Consider the following 17,345-nt stretch of genomic DNA (forward strand, 5'->3'; position numbering starts at 1 on the left):
ATGCCGCAGCTCCCCGCCCCCGATTACCCGGCCGATGTACGGGCCCGGCTCGAAGCGGAGGCCAGGGAGGTGATCGCCCGCTACCCCGGCTCGCGCTCGGCCCTGCTGCCGCTGCTGCACCTCGTCCAGTCCGAGGAAGGCCACGTCACGCGGACGGGCATCCGCTTCTGCGCCGAGCTGCTGGACCTCACCACCGCCGAGGTCACGGCCGTCTCGACCTTCTACACGATGTACCGCCGCAAGCCGAGCGGCGACTACCAGGTCGGGGTCTGCACCAACACGCTCTGCGCCGTCATGGGCGGCGACGCGATCTTCGACGAGCTGAAGGAGCACCTGGGCGTCGGCAACAACGAGACCACCGCCGACGGCAAGGTCACCCTCGAACACATCGAGTGCAACGCCGCCTGCGACTACGCGCCCGTCGTGATGGTCAACTGGGAGTTCTTCGACAACCAGACGCCGGAGAGCGCGAAGCAGCTGGTCGACGACCTGCGGGACGGACGGCCCGTCGCCCCGACCCGCGGCGCGCCCCTGTGCACGTACAAGGACACGGCCCGCATCCTGGCCGGCTTCCCCGACCGGCGGGAAGGCGCGGTCGAGGCGACCGGCGGCGCCGGGCACGCCTCCCTCGTCGGGCTCCGGCTGGCCAAGGGCGAGGAGCTGCCGGGCGGCACCGACCACGTCGTCGCACCCCGCGACGGCGACCGTCCGACGGACGAGGCGCCGGCGGCCGGGGCAGTGGGTGAGGCGCCGCCGACCCACCCCAGCTCGCACGACGCGCCCCGGGACACCTCGGCCTCCGATCCCCACCACCCGTCCGGACCCACCGCTGAGGAGGGGGAGTGATGACCGTGTCCACGGAATACGGGGGCGCCTCCCGGCCGGAGGCCGGGGGAGAGACCAGCCCCGAGAAGCTGCTCGCACCCGTCCTGTCGGCCTTCTGGGACCAGCCCAACTCCTGGACCCTGGAGACCTACCGGCGGCACGAGGGCTACGAAGGCGCGCGCAAGGCGCTCGCGATGGCCCCGGACGACGTCATCGCGTACGTGAAGGACGCCGGGCTGCGCGGCCGCGGCGGCGCGGGCTTCCCCACCGGCATGAAGTGGCAGTTCATCCCGCAGGGCGACGGCAAGCCGCACTATCTTGTTGTCAACGCCGACGAGTCGGAGCCCGGGACCTGCAAGGACATCCCGCTCCTCTTCGCGAACCCGCATTCCCTCATCGAGGGGATCATCATCGCCTGTCACGCGATCCGGTCGCATCACGCGTTCATCTACCTGCGCGGGGAGACCGTCCCCGTCCTGCGGCGCCTCCACGAGGCCGTACGGGAGGCGTACGCGGCGGGCTACCTCGGCAAGGACGCCCTCGGCGCCGGTCTGGACCTCGAACTCACCGTGCACGCGGGCGCGGGCGCGTACATCTGCGGCGAGGAGACCGCGCTGCTGGACTCCCTGGAGGGCCGTCGCGGACAGCCCCGGCTGCGTCCCCCCTTCCCCGCCGTGGCCGGCCTCTACGCCTGCCCCACTGTCGTGAACAACGTCGAATCCATCGCGTCGGTTCCCGCCATCATGAACCGGGGCAAGGAGTGGTTCCGGTCCATGGGCAGCGAGAAGTCCCCGGGCTTCACGCTGTACTCGCTGAGCGGCCACGTCGCCAACCCCGGCCAGTACGAAGCCCCGTTGGGGATCACGCTGCGACAGCTCCTCGACATGAGCGGCGGCATGCGCCCCGGCCACCGGCTGAAGTTCTGGACGCCGGGCGGTTCGTCCACGCCGATGTTCACCGACGAGCACCTGGACGTCGCGCTGGACTACGAAGGCGTCGGCGCGGCCGGCTCGATGCTCGGCACCAAGGCCCTGCAGTGCTTCGACGAGACGACCTGTGTCGTCCGGGCGGTGACGCGCTGGACCGAGTTCTACGCGCACGAGTCCTGCGGCAAGTGCACGCCGTGCCGCGAGGGCACGTACTGGCTCGTGCAGCTGCTCCGTGACATCGAGGCCGGCAAGGGCCGCATGGAGGACCTCGACAAGATCGACGACATCGCCGACAACATCAACGGCAAGTCCTTCTGCGCCCTCGGTGACGGCGCCGCCTCGCCGATCTTCTCCTCGCTCAAGTACTTCCGCGCGGAGTACGAGCAGCACGTCACCGGCAAGGGCTGCCCCTTCGACCCGGCCAAGTCCACCGCTTGGGCCGACAAGCACCTGGAGGTGAACGCATGACAGTGACCACTAATAGCGCGGCCTCCGGGGGCGGCGAGGCGGCGGTTCCGCCCGAAGACCTCGTCTCGCTGACCATCGACGGCATCGAGATCAGCGTGCCCAAGGGCACCCTGGTCATCCGGGCCGCCGAAATGCTCGGCATCGAGATCCCGCGCTTCTGCGACCATCCGCTGCTGGACCCGGCGGGCGCCTGCCGCCAGTGCATCGTGGAGGTCGAGGGCCAGCGCAAGCCCATGGCGTCCTGCACGATCACCTGCACCGACGGCATGGTCGTGAAGTCCCAGCTCACCTCGCCGGTCGCCGACAAGGCGCAGCGCGGCGTGATGGAGCTGCTGCTCATCAACCACCCGCTGGACTGCCCGGTCTGCGACAAGGGCGGCGAGTGCCCGCTGCAGAACCAGGCCATGTCCGCCGGACAGGCCGACTCGCGTTTCGAGGGCAGGAAGCGCACCTACGAGAAGCCGGTGCCGATCTCCCAGCAGGTGCTGCTGGACCGCGAGCGCTGCGTACTGTGCGCCCGCTGCACCCGCTTCTCCAACCAGGTCGCCGGCGACCCGATGATCGAGCTGATCGAGCGCGGCGCGCTCCAGCAGGTCGGTACGGGCGAGGGCGACCCGTTCGAGTCGTACTTCTCCGGCAACACCATCCAGATCTGCCCGGTCGGCGCGCTCACCTCGGCGGCGTACCGCTTCCGCTCCCGCCCGTTCGACCTGGTCTCCTCGCCGTCCGTGTGCGAGCACTGCGCGGGGGGCTGCGCGACGCGTACGGACCACCGGCGCGGCAAGGTCATGCGGCGGCTCGCGGCCGACGACCCCGAGGTCAACGAGGAGTGGATGTGCGACAAGGGGCGGTTCGCCTTCCGGTACGGGCAGCTGCCCGACCGGCTGGAGACGCCGCTCGTCCGGGACGCCGACTCGGGTGAACTGACCCCGGCGAGCTGGCCCGAGGCGCTGGAGGCCGCGGCACGCGGGCTCGCCGCCGCACGCGGCCGGGCCGGGGTGCTGACCGGCGGCCGGCTCACCGTCGAGGACTCCTACGCGTACGCCAAGTTCGCCCGGACCGTCCTGGACACCGACGACATCGACTTCCGGGCCCGGGTGCACAGCTCCGAGGAGGCCGGCTTCCTCGCCGCACACGTGGCGGGCCACGGCCGCGACCTCGACGGACAAGGCATCACCTACCGCTCCCTGGAGGCGGCGCCGGCCGTCCTGCTGGCCGGCATCGAGGCCGAGGAGGAGGCGCCCGGCGTCTTCCTGAGGCTGCGCAAGGCGCACCGCAAGAACGGCCAGCGGACCTTCGGGCTCGCTTCGTACGCCACCCGCGGCCTCATCAAGGCGGGCGGCACGCTGCTGCCGGCCGCGCCGGGCACGGAGACGGAGTGGCTGGACGCGCTGGCGGGCCATGAGGCTGCAGGCGCGGAGCGCCTTCCCGCGGAGGGTGGTGGCGGGCGACGGGCGGGCCTCGAGGGCGAGGGGCAGGCGGCTGCCGAGGCGCTGCGGGCCGCGGGCTCCGTGATCGTCGTCGGCGAGCGGCTGGCCGCGGTACCGGGGGCGCTCACCGCCGCCGTACGTGCCGCCTCGGCCACCGGCGCGCAGCTCGTGTGGATTCCGCGCCGGGCCGGCGAGCGGGGCGCCGTCGAGGCGGGCGCGCTCGCCGGACTGCTGCCCGGCGGCCGGCCCGCGACGGACCCGCGCGCCCGCGACGAGGTCGCCCGCGCCTGGGGCGTGACCGCGCTGCCGCACCGGCACGGCCGGGACACCGGCCAGATCCTGGAGGCCGCGGCCACCGGAGAGCTGAACGCCCTGGTGGTGGCCGGTGTCGGGGTCGAGGACCTGCCCGACCCGCGGCGCGCCGTCGAGGCGCTGGACGCGGTCGGCTTCCTGGTCAGCCTGGAGCAGCGGCCCGGCGAGGTCACCCGCCGGGCCGATGTGGTGCTGCCGGTCGCGGCCGTGGTGGAGAAGGCGGGCACGTTCCTCAACTGGGAGGGCCGGGCACGGCCCTTCGAGGCCGCGCTCAAGCCGGACCAGATGACGCGCCGCCACCTGCTCCCCGATGCGCGGGTGCTGCACATGCTCGCGGACGCGATGTCCGCCGTGGACGAGGCGGTGCCCGGACTGGCGCTGCCGGACGTGCGCGCCGTACGCGCGGAGCTGGACCGGCTCGGCGGCTGGGACGGGCCGCGCGCCACCGCTGACGTGCTCGCCGGTACCGAGACGCGGGCGCTGCCCCGGCCCGGCGCGGGCGAGGCGGTGCTCGCCGGGCACCGGCTGCTGCTGGACCTCGGGCGGCTGCAGGAGGGTGACGCGGCGCTGGCCGGTACCCGGCACGCCGCCGTGGCCCGGATGTCCGCCGCCACCGCCGCCGAGGCGGGCCTCGAGGACGGCGCGGAGGTCCTGGTAACGGGGCCGCACGGCGCGGTGGCGTTCCCCCTCCTGGTCAGCGAGATGCCCGACCGGGTGGTGTGGCTGCCGCTCAACTCCCAGGGGGGCGGCGTCCCGCACGACACGGGAGCGAACCCCGGTGACCTGGTGACGGTCGCCGCGATGACCGCGGGCCCGGCGGCCCCGGCGGACGGCACGGAGGTGGCGGAATGATGAACCTCGCCGCGGAACAGCTGGCGCTCGGCGCGGACCGTATCGCGCTGGCCGCCGAGGACCTGAGCGTCTTCGGGCGCGACCCGTGGTGGCTGGTGGTCATCAAGGCGGTCTTCTGCTTCGCGTTCCTGATGCTGACCGTGCTCTTCTCGATCGTCTGGGAGCGCAAGGTCGTCGCCTGGATGCAGCTGCGCATCGGGCCCAACCGGCACGGTCCCTGGGGCATGCTCCAGTCCCTCGCCGACGGCATCAAGCTGATGCTGAAGGAGGACCTGGTCGTCAAGCGGGCCGACAAGGCGGTGTACATCCTCGCCCCGATCGTCGCGGCCATCCCGGCGTTCATGGCGTTCGCGGTCATCCCGTTCGGCCCGGCCGACAACGAGATCTCGATCTTCGGTCACCGTACGCCGATGCAGCTGACCGACCTGCCGATCGGCCTCCTGTACATCCTGGCCACGGCCTCGGTCGGCATCTACGGCATCGTGCTCGCCGGCTGGTCCTCTGGCTCGACGTACCCGCTGCTCGGCGGGCTCCGCTCGTGCGCCCAGATGATCAGCTACGAGATCGCGATGGGCATGGCCTTCGCGTCGGTGTTCCTCTACTCCGGCTCGATGTCCACCTCGGCGATCGTCGACGGGCAGCACAGCACCTGGTACGTCGCGCTGCTGCCGGTCTCCTTCCTGATCTACATCGTCGCGATGGTCGGCGAGACCAACCGTGCGCCGTTCGACATGCCGGAGTCCGAGGGCGACCTGGTCGGCGGCTTCAACACGGAGTACTCCTCCATCAAGTTCGCGATGTTCATGCTCGCCGAGTACGTCAACATGGTCACCGTCTCGGCGGTCGCGATCACCCTCTTCCTCGGCGGCTGGCGCGCTCCCTGGCCGATCAGCACCTTCTGGGAGGGCGCGAACCACGGCTGGTGGCCGCTGCTCTGGTTCACCGTCAAGGTCCAGCTGCTGCTCTTCTTCTTCATCTGGCTGCGCGGCACGCTGCCACGCGTCCGCTACGACCAGTTCATGAAGCTGGGCTGGAAGGTCCTCATCCCGGTCTCCATGGTCTGGCTGATGCTGGTCGCGACCGTGCGGGCGCTGCGCAACGAGGGCTATGACTTCCAGCGGATCGTGCTGTACGTCGGCGGCGCCGCGGTCGCCCTGCTGCTGATCTCCCTCGTCGTGGACTTCTTCCGCAAGGGCGAGAAGGCCGAAGAAGCGCCGGCGGAGGAGCCGTTCGACGCGATGGCGGGCGGCTTCCCCGTACCACCGCTGCCCGGCCAGACCCTGCCGCCGGTGCCGCGCCGGCGCCCGCGCCACCAAGATCGCGAGCTGATTGTCAGTGGCGGAGTGAATACTGACAGTGACGAAAACGGAAAGGGGGACAACGGTGTCTGATTTCCAGAATCCGGTGGCCGGCTTCGGCGTGACCTTCAAGGCCATGTTCAAGAAGCGGCTCACCGAGCAGTACCCGGAGGAGAAGAAGCCGACCGCGCCTCGTTTCCACGGCCGGCACCAGCTCAACCGCCATCCGGACGGCCTGGAGAAGTGCGTGGGCTGCGAGCTGTGCGCCTGGGCGTGCCCGGCCGACGCGATCTATGTGGAGGGCGCGGACAACACCGACGAGGAGCGGTACTCGCCCGGCGAGCGGTACGGCCGCGTCTACCAGATCAACTACCTCCGCTGCATCCTCTGCGGCCTGTGCGTCGAGGCGTGCCCCACCCGGGCGCTCACGATGACGAACGAGTACGAGCTGGCCGACCGCAGCCGCGAGTCCCTGATCTACACCAAGGAAGAGCTGCTCGCGGGCCTCGACGAGAACATGGTCGACTCCCCGCACGCGATCTTCCCCGGGATGACGGAGAAGGACTACTACAACGGCCTGGTGACCGAGGCGGCGCCGGGCACGGAGCGGCAGGTCGCCGTCAGCAAGGGCGAGTGCCCGGCGGGGCTCCCCGAGACCCCCGCGCCCACCGCCGAACGCCCGGCGGGGACGGGGGCGGAGGCATGAGCCCCTCGATCCTGGCCGCGGCCTCCGCCACCTCCACCGGCGAGGCGGTGCAGTTCTGGATCCTCGGCACGGTCGCCGTGATCGGCGCGCTGGCCACGGTCCTGATGAGGCGGGCGGTGCACAGCGCCCTCTCGCTCGCCGGCACCATGATCATCCTGGCGGTCTTCTACCTCGCCAACGGCGCGTACTTCCTCGGCATCGTCCAGGTCGTCGTCTACACCGGCGCGATCATGATGCTCTTCCTCTTCGTCGTCATGCTGGTCGGCGTGACCGCGGCGGACTCCCTCAAGGAGACGCTCAAGGGCCAGCGCTGGCTGGCGGCCGGCGCCGGGCTCGGCTTCGGCATCCTGCTGATCGCCGGCCTCGGCAACGCCTCGGTGCGCCACTTCAACGGCCTGGCCGAGGCCAACGCCGGCGGCAACGTCCAGGGCCTGGCCGCCCTGATCTTCACCAAGTACGTCTTCGCCTTCGAGATCACTGGTGCGCTGCTGATCACCGCGGCGGTCGGCGCGATGGTGCTGACCCACAAGGAGCGCACCGAGCGGGCCAAGACCCAGCGCGAGCAGGCAGAGCGCCGCGTACGCGAAGGCACTCAAGTCACGCCGCTGCCCGCCCCCGGCGTCTACGCCCGGCACAACGCGGTCGACGTCCCCGGCCTGCTGCCCGACGGCACCCCCTCCGAGCTCACCGTCAATCCGACCCTGCGCAAGCGGGGCCAGATCCGGGACGTGTCGGGGGAGTCGCTGGCCGAGCTGGCGGCGCTGGAGCAGCGCTCGGCGGAGTGGCTGGAGCGCGGCGAGGCCGACCGGCGTACCGAGAACGGGCGCGGTGAGCAGGCGCGGGAGCGCGGCGAGGAGGCCACGCGATGAATCCGATCAACTACCTCTACCTGGCTGCGCTGCTCTTCACCATCGGTGCGGCCGGGGTGCTGATCAGGCGGAACGCCATCGTGCTCTTCATGTGCGTGGAGCTGATGCTGAACGCCTGCAACCTCGCCTTCGTGGCCTTCTCGCGGCTGCACGGAAATCTGGACGGCCAGATCATCGCGTTCTTCACGATGGTCGTCGCGGCCGCCGAGGTCGTGGTCGGCCTGGCGATCATCGTCACGATCTTCCGCACCCGCCATACGGCCTCGGTCGACGACGCCAGCCTGATGAAGCTGTAAGGGGTCGCACTCGTGGAATCTCTGATCGCGCTGCTCGTCGGGGCACCACTGGTCGGTGCGGCCGTGCTGCTCTGCGGCGGCAAACGCCTGGACCGCGCGGGCCACTGGCTCGGCACCCTGCTCGCGGTGGTGTCGTTCGTCATCGGCCTGGTGCTGTTCACCGACATGCTGGGCAGGGGCGCCGAGGACCGTGCGCTGCACCAGCACCTCTTCAGCTGGATCCCGGTGGGCGGCTTCCGGGCCGACATCGCCTTCCAGCTCGACCAGTTGTCGATGACGTTCGTACTGCTGATCACCGGTGTCGGATCGCTGATCCACATCTACTCGATCGGCTACATGGAGCACGACGAGCGGCGCCGCCGCTTCTTCGGCTATCTGAACCTCTTCCTCGCGGCGATGCTGCTGCTCGTCCTCGCCGACAACTACCTCCTGCTGTACGTCGGCTGGGAGGGCGTCGGCCTCGCCTCGTACCTGCTCATCGGGTTCTGGCAGCACAAGCCGAGCGCGGCGACGGCGGCCAAGAAGGCCTTCCTGGTCAACCGGGTCGGCGACATGGGCCTGTCCATCGCCATCATGCTGATGTTCACCACCTTCGGGACGTTCGCGTTCGGCCCGGTGCTGGGGGCGGCGAGCGAGACCAGCGAGGGCATGCTCACCGCCATCGGGCTGATGCTGCTGCTGGCCGCCTGCGGCAAGTCGGCCCAGGTGCCGCTGCAGTCCTGGCTGGGTGACGCGATGGAGGGCCCGACCCCGGTCTCGGCCCTGATCCATGCCGCCACGATGGTCACCGCGGGGGTCTACCTGATCACCCGCTCCGGGGCGGTCTTCGACGCGGCGCCGGATGCGCAGACCGCCGTGGTCGCGGTCGGCGCGGTGACGCTCCTCTTCGGTGCGATCGTCGGTTGCGCGAAGGACGACATCAAGAAGGCCCTGGCCGGGTCGACCATGTCGCAGATCGGGTACATGATCCTCGCGGCCGGCCTCGGTCCGGTCGGGTACGCCTTCGCGATCATGCACCTGGTCACCCACGGCTTCTTCAAGGCGGGCCTCTTCCTCGGCGCCGGTTCCGTGATGCACGGGATGAACGACGAGGTGGACATGCGCCGCTACGGCGGCCTGCGGAAGCACATGCCGGTCACTTTCGTGACCTTCGGTCTCGGGTACCTGGCGATCATCGGCTTCCCGGGCCTGTCCGGCTTCTTCTCCAAGGACAAAATCATCGAGGCGGCGTTCGCCAGCGGCGGCCCCCAGGGCTGGATCCTGGGCGCGGCCACCCTGCTGGGCGCCGGGATCACCGCGTTCTACATGACGCGCGTGATGCTGATGACGTTCTTCGGCGAGGAGCGCTGGCGCAAGGCCCCGACCCCGTCGCCGGACGAGCCGAGCGCGGAGCCCGCCGCGGCAACACGTGGCGAGTACACCCCACCGCATCCGCACGAGTCGCCGAAGTCCATGACGATCCCCATGATCGTGCTGGCCTTCGGATCGGTCTTCGCCGGCGGTCTGTTCAGCATCAACGAGGCGTTCGTGCACTGGCTGGAGCCGGTCACCTCCTTCGAGCACGGCCACCCCCCGATCGGGGCTGCGGCCGTGACGGGCTCGACGATCGTGGTGCTGCTGATCGGCGTCGGCCTCGCCTGGCTGCAGTACGGCCGCAAGCCCGTCCCGGCCGTGGCGCCGCGCGGCTCGTTCCTCACCCGCGCCGCCCGGCGCGACCTGCTCCAGGACGACTTCAACCACGTCGTACTGGTCCGCGGCGGCGAGGAACTGACCCGGGCGCTGGTCCGGATCGACGACACCGTCGTCGACGGCGCGGTCAACGGCACCGCGGTGTCGGTCGGTGGTCTCTCCGGCCGGCTGCGCCGCCTGCAGACCGGTTACGTCCGCTCCTACGCCCTCCAGATGCTGGGCGGTGCCGCGGTGCTGGTCTTCGCGACCCTGTTGATGAGGGGTGTCTGAGCCATGTCGTTTCCCCTGCTGACGGCCGCCGCGGCGGTGCCGGCGATCGGCGCCGTCGCCACGGCCGCGGTGCCCGCCGCGAAGCGCACCGCCGCCAAGTGGCTGGCGCTGCTCTTCTCGCTGGCCACGCTGGCGCTGGCGCTGGTGATCGCGGTCCGCTTCGACCCGGGCGCCAAGGGCCCGTTCCAGCTCACCGAGTCCCACGCCTGGATCGCCGACTTCGGCGTCCGGTACGAGCTCGGTGTGGACGGCATCGCGGTGGCGCTGATCGCGCTGACCGCCCTGCTGATCCCGTTCGTGATCCTGGCGGGCTGGCACGACGCCGACCCCCTGGAGAAGGAGGCCACCAAGCGCTGGCGCCCCACCCAGGGCTTCTTCGCGCTGATCCTCGCCGTCGAGGCGATGGTGGTCATCTCCTTCGAGGCCACCGACGTCTTCGTCTTCTACATCTTCTTCGAAGCCATGCTCATCCCGATGTACTTCCTCATCGGTGGCTTCGGGGACCGGGCCGACGGCCGGGACGCCACGGAGAGCGCGAGCCGCCGCTCGTCCGCCGCGGTGAAGTTCCTGCTGTACAACCTCGCCGGCGGTCTGATCATGCTGGCCGCGGTGATCGGTCTGTACGCCGTCACCGCCGACCAGCTCGGCACCGGCACCTTCTCGCTCCAGCAGATTGTCCAGGCCCGCGCGGCCGGCGACCTGACCATGGGCGCGGGCACGGAGCGGTTGCTCTTCCTCGGCTTCTTCTTCGCCTTCGCGGTGAAGGCGCCGCTGTGGCCGCTGCACACCTGGCTGCCGGGCGCCATGGGCGAGTCCACCGCGCCGGTCGCCGTGCTGATCACCGCGGTGGTCGACAAGGTCGGCACCTTCGCGATGCTCCGCTTCTGCCTCCAGCTCTTCCCCGAGGCCAGCAAGTGGGCGACGCCGGTGGTCCTGGTGCTGGCGCTGGTGAGCATCCTGTACGGCGCGCTGCTCGCGGTCGCCCAGAAGGACATCAAGCGCCTGGTCGCGTACGCGTCCATCTCGCACTTCGGCTTCATCATCCTGGGCATCTTCGCGATGACCAGCCAGGGCCAGGGCGGCGCGACGCTCTACATGGTCAACCACGGCATCTCCACCGCCGCGCTGATGCTGGTGGCCGGCTTCCTGATCACCCGCCGCGGTTCCCGCCTCATCGCGGACTACGGCGGCGTGCAGAAGGTGGCGCCGGTCCTGGCCGGCACCTTCCTGATCGGCGGCCTCGCCACCCTCTCGCTGCCCGGCCTCGCGCCGTTCGTCAGTGAGTTCCTGGTCCTGGTCGGCACGTTCAGCCGGTATCCGGTCATCGGCATCATCGCCACGGTGGGCATCGTGCTGGCCGCGCTGTACGTCCTCGTGCTGTACCAGCGCACGATGACCGGGCCGGTCAAGGCGGAGGTCCGGTCCATGCCCGACCTCAAGGCCCGCGAGCTGGTGGTGGTGGCGCCGCTGATCGCGCTGCTGCTCTTCCTCGGCGTCTACCCGAAGCCGCTGACCAATCTGGTGAACCCCGCGGTGGACCACACCCTGTCCGTCGTGGACCAGCAGGACCCCAAGCCCGACGTCCGGGTCAACGCCGTGCCGAACGAGCCCGGCACCGATCGAGATGCGGAGGCCGCGAAGTGACATCCGTGGCAGCGGTCCACAGTCTGTGGACGATGGCGGACGGAGCGCCCGGCTCCCCCTTCGCCCCCGACGGCCCGGGCCGGATCCCGGCGCCGCACATCGAGTACGCCCAGCTGGCGCCCACGCTCATCGTGCTCGGCGCGGCGGTGCTCGGCGTGCTGGTCGAGGCGTTCTGGCCGCGCCGCGGCCGGTACTACGCGCAGGTGCTGCTCTCCGTCGTCGCGCTGGCCGCCGCGTTCGCCGCGGTCATCGGCCTCGCGGCGGGCGGCTTCGGCACGACGAAGGCACACATCGCCGCGATGGGCGCGCTCGCGGTGGACGGCCCGGCGCTCTTCCTCCAGGGCACGATCCTGCTGGTCTCGCTGATCGCCGTCTTCACCTTCGCCGAGCGTCGGCTGGACCCCGCGGCGCACGGCCGTGCGGTGGACTCCTTCGCGCCCCAGGGGGCCGCGGTGCCCGGCGGCGAGGCCGAGAAGGCGGCGGTCAAGGCCGGGTTCACCACCACCGAGGTCTTCCCGCTGGCCCTCTTCGCGATCGGCGGCATGCTGGTCTTCCCGGCGGCCAACGACCTGCTGACGCTCTTCGTCGCGCTGGAGGTCTTCTCCCTCCCGCTGTACATCCTGTGCGCGCTCGCCCGCCGCCAGCGGCTCCTCTCGCAGGAGTCGGCGGTGAAGTACTTCCTGCTCGGCGCCTTCTCCTCGGCGTTCCTGCTGTTCGGCGTCGCGCTGCTGTACGGCTACGCCGGAACGGTCACGTACGGGGGCATCGCCGACGTGGTGAGCGACGGCGCCAAGCAGATCGACCCGGCGCTCGCCGACACCATGGGCAATGACGCGCTGCTGCTGATCGGCGGCGCGCTGGTGGTCATGGGCCTGCTGTTCAAGGTCGGTGCGGTCCCGTTCCACATGTGGACGCCGGACGTGTACCAGGGCGCGCCCACCCCGGTGACCGGCTTCATGGCCGCCGCGACCAAGGTCGCCGCGTTCGGTGCGCTGCTGCGCCTGCTGTACGTCGCGCTGCCGGGCCTGCGCTGGGACTGGCGCCCCGTGATGTGGGGTGTGGCGATCCTGACGATGCTGGCCGGTGCGGTCATCGCGGTCACCCAGACCGACGTGAAGCGGCTGCTGGCGTACTCCTCCATCGCGCACGCCGGGTTCATCCTGGCCGGTGTGATCGCCACCAGCGAGGACGGCATCTCCTCGGTGCTCTTCTACCTCCTCGCGTACTCCTTCGTGACGCTCGGCGCGTTCGCGGTGGTCACGCTGGTGCGGGACGCGGGCGGCGAGGCGACCCAGCTGTCCAAGTGGGCGGGGCTGGGGCGGCGTTCGCCGCTGGTGGCCGCGGTCTTCGCGGTGTTCCTGCTGGCCTTCGCCGGTATCCCGCTGACCTCCGGGTTCGCGGGCAAGTTCGCGGTGTTCAAGGCGGCGGCGGAGGGCGGCGCCGGCTGGCTGGTCGTGATCGGTGTGCTCTCGTCCGCGATCGCCGCGTTCTTCTACATCCGGGTGATCGTCCTGATGTTCTTCAACGAGCCGAAGGCCGACGGCCCGACGGTGGCGGTGCCCAGCCCGCTGACCATGACGGCCATCGCGGCCGGCGTGGTGGTGACCCTCGTCCTGGGTCTCGCGCCGCAGTACTTCCTCGACCTGGCGGGGCAGGCGGGCGTGTTCGTCCGCTGACCGGGGCCAGGTGCCCGTACGTACGCCGCTGCCCGGCGCTCCGCGAGGAGGCCGGGCAGCGGCGTACGTATGCGGGACGGCCGGGTACGTCAGGCGTTCTGCTGGAAGCCGTCGAGTGACGAGGGGTCGATGGACGGGAGGTCCGTCGTGCCCTCGGTGCGGGTGAAGACGTCCTCCTTGCCCGAGGCCCACGTGACGGTGAGCTTCTTGCCCCGGAGGCTCGTCACCGTGCCCGCGGCGTGCTCGCTGTCGCCGTCGGTGCACTTGAAGGCGAGCTTGAGCGGGGCGCCGTCGACGACCTTGCCGCCGCAGGACTTCTTGCCGATGAGCACGGCCTTGTCCTTCGAGACGGAGAGGATCAGCAGGCCCTTGTCGGCGTGGAGCGGGTCGGTGGTCCAGCCGCCCTCCAGGGAGGCCATGGTGACCTTGCCGCCCCCGCTGCCCTCTTCGCCGGGCGTCGGGCCGGCCGACGAGGCGGACGGGGACGGCGATGTCGACCCCTTCTCGCCACCGCCGTTGTCGCTGCCGCCGCCGCAGCCGGCGAGCAGAAGCGTGGCCGCGGCGGCTGCGGCGGCGAACGGAATGCCCTTGCGCACGATGTTCTCCTCGGGGAAGACGGTCAGTTGGTGGCGGTCGGCAGGCCGGGCTCGGGGATATCCACCTTGCCCTTGGCCTTCTCGTATTCTTCGAAGAGGCCGCCCTTCCAGTCGACGGTGAGCCTGCTGCCGAACCGCCGTGCCTCGCCGACCGAGCGGGTGTCGTTGCCGTTGCACTGCAGCGCCAGCGTGGTGGTTCGCATGTCCCGGACCTTGCCCTGGCAGGTGGTCTCGCCGACGGCCAGGGTCGCGGACTCGCCGATGATCGCGAGGGTGACCGTGCCGTCCCCGGCCTTCTTCTGCCAGACGCCGTCGATCCCGCTCGCGGCCTTGTCGCCACCCGCGGACTCGGAGGACGTCGACGGGCTCGGCCTGCTCTCCTCGCCGCCCCCGCTGCTGCCGCAACCGCTGAGCAACAGCGCGGCGATGGCGGCCGCCCCGGCGATCTGCGCTGCCTTGCGCACGTACGTCTCCTCCGTTGTGGGACAGGTTTCGAGAGGCTAGCAGTCACGCGCATGACAACCGTCCCGATGGCCCCGGAGGACACCTTCCGTCCGTCCGGTCGCACGCGTCCGTTTCGTAACGGCCTTCCGAGACGTACATAAAGTGTTGGCAATGTCCTGAAATGGATTGGCGAACGCCCCAGGGGGGTCCTAGCGTCCTTTCGGGGCGCGGCCGGGGTGGGGCTGTGGCCGTAGGGGGGACACGTGGCTCATGCCAGCACACGGTTCACGGTCGACCGGACCGTGCCCGGGCTGATTGTGAAAATTGGTGACTATCCGCTGCACCACGGCGGGGTGGGGGCGATCCGCAGCCTGGGACGGCTGGGCGTGCCCATGTACGCGATCACGGAGGACAGATGCACGCCCGCTGCGGCGTCGCGGTACCTCCACGGGCGGTTCGTCTGGCCGACCACCGGACGTGAGGACCCGGAGCGGCTGGTCGACGGCCTGCTGCGGATCGGCCGCAGGATCGGCCGGCCGACGGTCCTCGTACCGACCGACGAGGAGGCCGCGGTACTGATCGCGGAGCACGCCGACGTGCTGGGCGACCGCTTCCTCTTCCCGCGTACGCCGACCGGGCTCTCGCGCAGAGTGGCCAGCAAGCAGGGCCTGCACGAACTGTGCACCGAACACGGCATCCCGTCCCCCCGGGCGGCCTTCCCGCAGACGCAGGCGGACATCGAGGACTTCGCCGAGCACGCCTGCTTCCCGGTCGTCGCCAAGAACCGCGAGGCGTTCCAGCGCCGCAGCCGGCCCGCGGTGAACGGCACGACACGCATCGCGGACGCGGCGCACCTCCGGCATCTCGCCAAGGGCTGGGGCCCGCGCCCCGGCGTGATCCTGCAGGAGTACCTCCCGCGCGAGGAGGCCGAGGACTGGGTCGTGCACGCGTACTTCGACGCGGACAGCGCGGCGGCGGCGATGTTCACCGGGGTGAAGGTCCGTTCCTGGCCGCCGCACGCCGGGATGACCGCCTGCGCGTACGTCGTGGACAACCCCGAACTGGCCGACATGACCGCGCAGTTCATCAAGCGCATCGGCTTCAGCGGCATCATCGACCTGGACTGGCGCTACGACCGGCGGGACCGCCGCTACAAGCTGCTGGACTTCAATCCGCGGATGGGCGCACAGTTCCGGCTCTTCGAGAACGAGGCCGGGGTGGACGTGGTCCGCGCCCAGCACCTGGACCTGACCGGGCGCGCGGTCCCGGAGGCCGAACAGCGCGACGGGCACCGCTTCGTCGTGGAGAACATCGACCTGCCCGCCTGGCTGGCCTACCGCCGCAGCGGCTACACCACACCGCACGTCCCGGCCCGGCCGGCGAGCACGGAGCTGGCCTGGCTGGCCGCCGACGACATGAAGCCGTTCTTCACCATGCTCGCGCGGTTCGTCCGCCCGGGGGCCAAGCACCTCTGGCAGCTGTGGCGCGGCCGGGCGGGCCGGCACCACGACCGCTGACGCCCGCACGGCGCCCCGTACCGCTCCACGCGATCCGCCGTTCCGACTCCGCGCACGGCCCCGGGCAGCGCGGCCCGGGCCGTGTCCGGCACGCACCACGCACCACGACGATCAGCAGCACCCTGGGGAGGGAAACCCGAGTGAACACTCCGGTAGCAGTCATCGGCGCAGGCCCCTTCGGCCTGTCCACCACCGCTCATCTCCGCGCACGCGGCATACCCGTCCGCACCTTCGGCCGCCCGATGGTGAGCTGGAGCGACCACATGCCGGCCGGCATGCTGCTCAAGTCCACGCCGGCGGCGTCCAGCATCGACACCCCGCAGCCCGGCCACACGCTCGTCGACTACTGTGCGGCCGTGGGGGAGCGGAGGTACGAGTCGGACTGGGACATCATCCCGGTGGAGACCTTCGTCCGGTACGGGCAGTGGTTCCAGCAGCGGCTGGTGCCGGACCTGGAAGAGGTCCGGGTGGTCTCCGTCGACCGGCAGCACGACGGCTTTGAGCTGAAGCTGGACAGCGGCGAGCAGTTCCGCGCCCGCGCCGTCGTCGTGGCCACGGGGCTCACCGGCTTCGCGCACGTGCCCGCCGAACTGGCCGACGCCGCACCGGACGGGCCGTCCCCCACCGGGCCCGTCTCACACAGCTCCCAGCACGCCGACCTGTCCGGGTTCGCCGGCCGGGAGGTCGTGGTCGTGGGTGCCGGGCAGTCGGCGCTGGAGAGCGCGGTGCTGCTCGCGGACGCCGGGGCGGCGGTACGGGTGGTGGCCCGGGGCCGGCAGGCGGTCGGCTTCGGCGCGCCGCCGGACCGGCAGCCCAAGCTGCGCCCCGAGACGCCGTTCGGCAACGCCTGGTCGCTGTACGCCTTCTCGTACCACGCGGGCGGCTTCCGCTATCTGCCTGCGCCGTCGCGGCAGTTCCTGGTCAAGCGGGTGCTGGGGCCGCTGGGCGCGTGGTGGCTGCGGGACCGGTTCGTGGGCCGCGTGCAGGTGACGGCGGGGCGCCGGATCGCCCGGGCCCGGGTCGAGGGCGGCCGCACGGTGCTGTCGCTGCGGGGCGACGACGGGTACGACGGCGAGCTGTCCGCCGACCACGTGCTGGCGGCCACCGGCTACCGGGTGGACCTGGGTGCGCTGGACTTCCTCGGCCAGGGGCTGCGGACCGAGCTGGCGGTGGGCGCGGGCGGGCCGCGGCTGGGCGCCGGGTTCGAGTCGTCGGTACCGGGGCTGTACTTCACGGGGTTGCCGGCGGCGGCCAGCTACGGGCCGGTGATGCGGTTCGTGTGCGGGACGGAGTTCGCCTCCCCGCGGTTGGCCGCTTCGCTGGCCGCCAGGCGGTAGCGCTCCGTCGGGAGTGTCTTCCGTGGGGCTGGGGCTGCCGGCCGTATGTGGCTGGTCGCGCAGTTCCCCGCGCCCCTGAGCGGGCGGGGGGCGGATACGGAGGCACAAACGAGACTGGCCCGCCGCGGCTGACGGCCAAACCGCCGCGCGCCGGGAACAAAGCCGGGCCCGCCGCGGGGGCTTTTTC

General features: G+C 71.2%; 14 protein-coding genes. 12 read left to right on the forward strand and 2 right to left on the reverse strand.

What is annotated here, in order from left to right:
• Genes nuoE through nuoN form a run of 10 tightly spaced genes read left to right on the forward strand, consistent with a single transcriptional unit; the run spans window position 1 to window position 13,264 of the window.
• Window positions 1-846 carry an NADH-quinone oxidoreductase subunit NuoE gene (nuoE, locus tag ACZ6WH_RS25275; RefSeq protein ID WP_432864472.1) on the forward strand — a complete coding sequence of 282 codons (846 nt, stop codon included), beginning with the start codon at window positions 1-3 and terminating at the stop codon, window positions 844-846.
• Complete coding sequence (gene nuoF / locus ACZ6WH_RS25280) at window positions 846-2,222, forward strand: NADH-quinone oxidoreductase subunit NuoF (RefSeq protein WP_469730878.1); 1,377 nt, start codon at window positions 846-848, stop codon at window positions 2,220-2,222. The genes nuoE and nuoF overlap by 1 nt, the downstream gene beginning before the upstream one ends.
• Entirely contained in the window at window positions 2,219-4,816 is a 2,598-nt protein-coding gene (locus ACZ6WH_RS25285) for an NADH-quinone oxidoreductase subunit G (RefSeq protein ID WP_469730880.1), read from the forward strand. The genes nuoF and ACZ6WH_RS25285 overlap by 4 nt, the downstream gene beginning before the upstream one ends.
• Complete coding sequence (gene nuoH / locus ACZ6WH_RS25290; protein WP_432864470.1) at window positions 4,816-6,207, forward strand: NADH-quinone oxidoreductase subunit NuoH; 1,392 nt, start codon at window positions 4,816-4,818, stop codon at window positions 6,205-6,207. Before ACZ6WH_RS25285 ends, nuoH begins: the two co-directional genes overlap by 1 nt.
• Window positions 6,200-6,820 (forward strand): NADH-quinone oxidoreductase subunit NuoI, encoded by a 621-nt coding sequence (nuoI, locus tag ACZ6WH_RS25295; protein WP_399709860.1) that lies wholly within the window; start codon window positions 6,200-6,202, stop codon window positions 6,818-6,820. The genes nuoH and nuoI overlap by 8 nt, the downstream gene beginning before the upstream one ends.
• Window positions 6,817-7,689 carry an NADH-quinone oxidoreductase subunit J gene (locus tag ACZ6WH_RS25300; protein ID WP_432856163.1) on the forward strand — a complete coding sequence of 291 codons (873 nt, stop codon included), beginning with the start codon at window positions 6,817-6,819 and terminating at the stop codon, window positions 7,687-7,689. The genes nuoI and ACZ6WH_RS25300 overlap by 4 nt, the downstream gene beginning before the upstream one ends.
• Window positions 7,686-7,985 (forward strand): NADH-quinone oxidoreductase subunit NuoK, encoded by a 300-nt coding sequence (nuoK, locus tag ACZ6WH_RS25305; RefSeq protein WP_030262617.1) that lies wholly within the window; start codon window positions 7,686-7,688, stop codon window positions 7,983-7,985. Before ACZ6WH_RS25300 ends, nuoK begins: the two co-directional genes overlap by 4 nt.
• Window positions 7,986-7,997: 12 nt before the next feature.
• A complete protein-coding gene (gene nuoL, locus ACZ6WH_RS25310) occupies window positions 7,998-9,944 on the forward strand; it encodes an NADH-quinone oxidoreductase subunit L (RefSeq protein ID WP_469730885.1) in 1,947 nt (648 codons plus the stop codon).
• A 3-nt stretch (window positions 9,945-9,947) separates the two neighbouring features.
• Window positions 9,948-11,588, forward strand: coding sequence for an NADH-quinone oxidoreductase subunit M (locus ACZ6WH_RS25315; RefSeq protein WP_469730887.1), 1,641 nt, complete (start codon window positions 9,948-9,950; stop codon window positions 11,586-11,588).
• 32 nt (window positions 11,589-11,620) lie between these two features.
• A complete protein-coding gene (gene nuoN / locus ACZ6WH_RS25320) occupies window positions 11,621-13,264 on the forward strand; it encodes an NADH-quinone oxidoreductase subunit NuoN (protein ID WP_469731375.1) in 1,644 nt (547 codons plus the stop codon).
• An 89-nt stretch (window positions 13,265-13,353) separates the two neighbouring features.
• Here the strand turns inward: nuoN and ACZ6WH_RS25325 are convergent, their stop codons facing one another.
• Both ACZ6WH_RS25325 and ACZ6WH_RS25330 read right to left on the reverse strand, forming a co-directional pair.
• Complete coding sequence (locus ACZ6WH_RS25325; protein ID WP_469730889.1) at window positions 13,354-13,860, reverse strand: hypothetical protein; 507 nt, start codon at window positions 13,858-13,860, stop codon at window positions 13,354-13,356.
• A gap of 23 nt (window positions 13,861-13,883) precedes the next feature.
• The gene (locus tag ACZ6WH_RS25330) at window positions 13,884-14,324 is read right to left on the reverse strand and encodes a hypothetical protein (protein ID WP_469730891.1); all 441 of its coding nucleotides are present in this window, start codon (window positions 14,322-14,324) and stop codon (window positions 13,884-13,886) included.
• A 243-nt stretch (window positions 14,325-14,567) separates the two neighbouring features.
• On the opposite strand from ACZ6WH_RS25330, the gene ACZ6WH_RS25335 reads away from it, so the two are divergent.
• Window positions 14,568-15,821 carry a carboxylate--amine ligase gene (locus ACZ6WH_RS25335; RefSeq protein WP_469730893.1) on the forward strand — a complete coding sequence of 418 codons (1,254 nt, stop codon included), beginning with the start codon at window positions 14,568-14,570 and terminating at the stop codon, window positions 15,819-15,821.
• A 140-nt stretch (window positions 15,822-15,961) separates the two neighbouring features.
• Entirely contained in the window at window positions 15,962-17,158 is a 1,197-nt protein-coding gene (locus ACZ6WH_RS25340; protein WP_469730895.1) for an NAD(P)-binding domain-containing protein, read from the forward strand.
• The last annotated feature ends 187 nt before the right edge of the window (window positions 17,159-17,345 follow it).

The organism is Streptomyces sp. NPDC050806 (genome assembly GCF_055586425.1).

Coding starts and splice junctions, on each gene's coding strand:
- nuoE (WP_432864472.1), top strand. CDS start 1: ATGCCGCAGCTCCCCGCCCCCGATTACCCGGCCGATGTACGGGCCCGG.
- nuoF (WP_469730878.1), top strand. CDS start 846: ATGACCGTGTCCACGGAATACGGGGGCGCCTCCCGGCCGGAGGCCGGG.
- ACZ6WH_RS25285 (WP_469730880.1), top strand. CDS start 2,219: ATGACAGTGACCACTAATAGCGCGGCCTCCGGGGGCGGCGAGGCGGCG.
- nuoH (WP_432864470.1), top strand. CDS start 4,816: ATGAACCTCGCCGCGGAACAGCTGGCGCTCGGCGCGGACCGTATCGCG.
- ACZ6WH_RS25300 (WP_432856163.1), top strand. CDS start 6,817: ATGAGCCCCTCGATCCTGGCCGCGGCCTCCGCCACCTCCACCGGCGAG.
- nuoK (WP_030262617.1), top strand. CDS start 7,686: ATGAATCCGATCAACTACCTCTACCTGGCTGCGCTGCTCTTCACCATC.
- ACZ6WH_RS25315 (WP_469730887.1), top strand. CDS start 9,948: ATGTCGTTTCCCCTGCTGACGGCCGCCGCGGCGGTGCCGGCGATCGGC.
- nuoN (WP_469731375.1), top strand. CDS start 11,621: ATGGCGGACGGAGCGCCCGGCTCCCCCTTCGCCCCCGACGGCCCGGGC.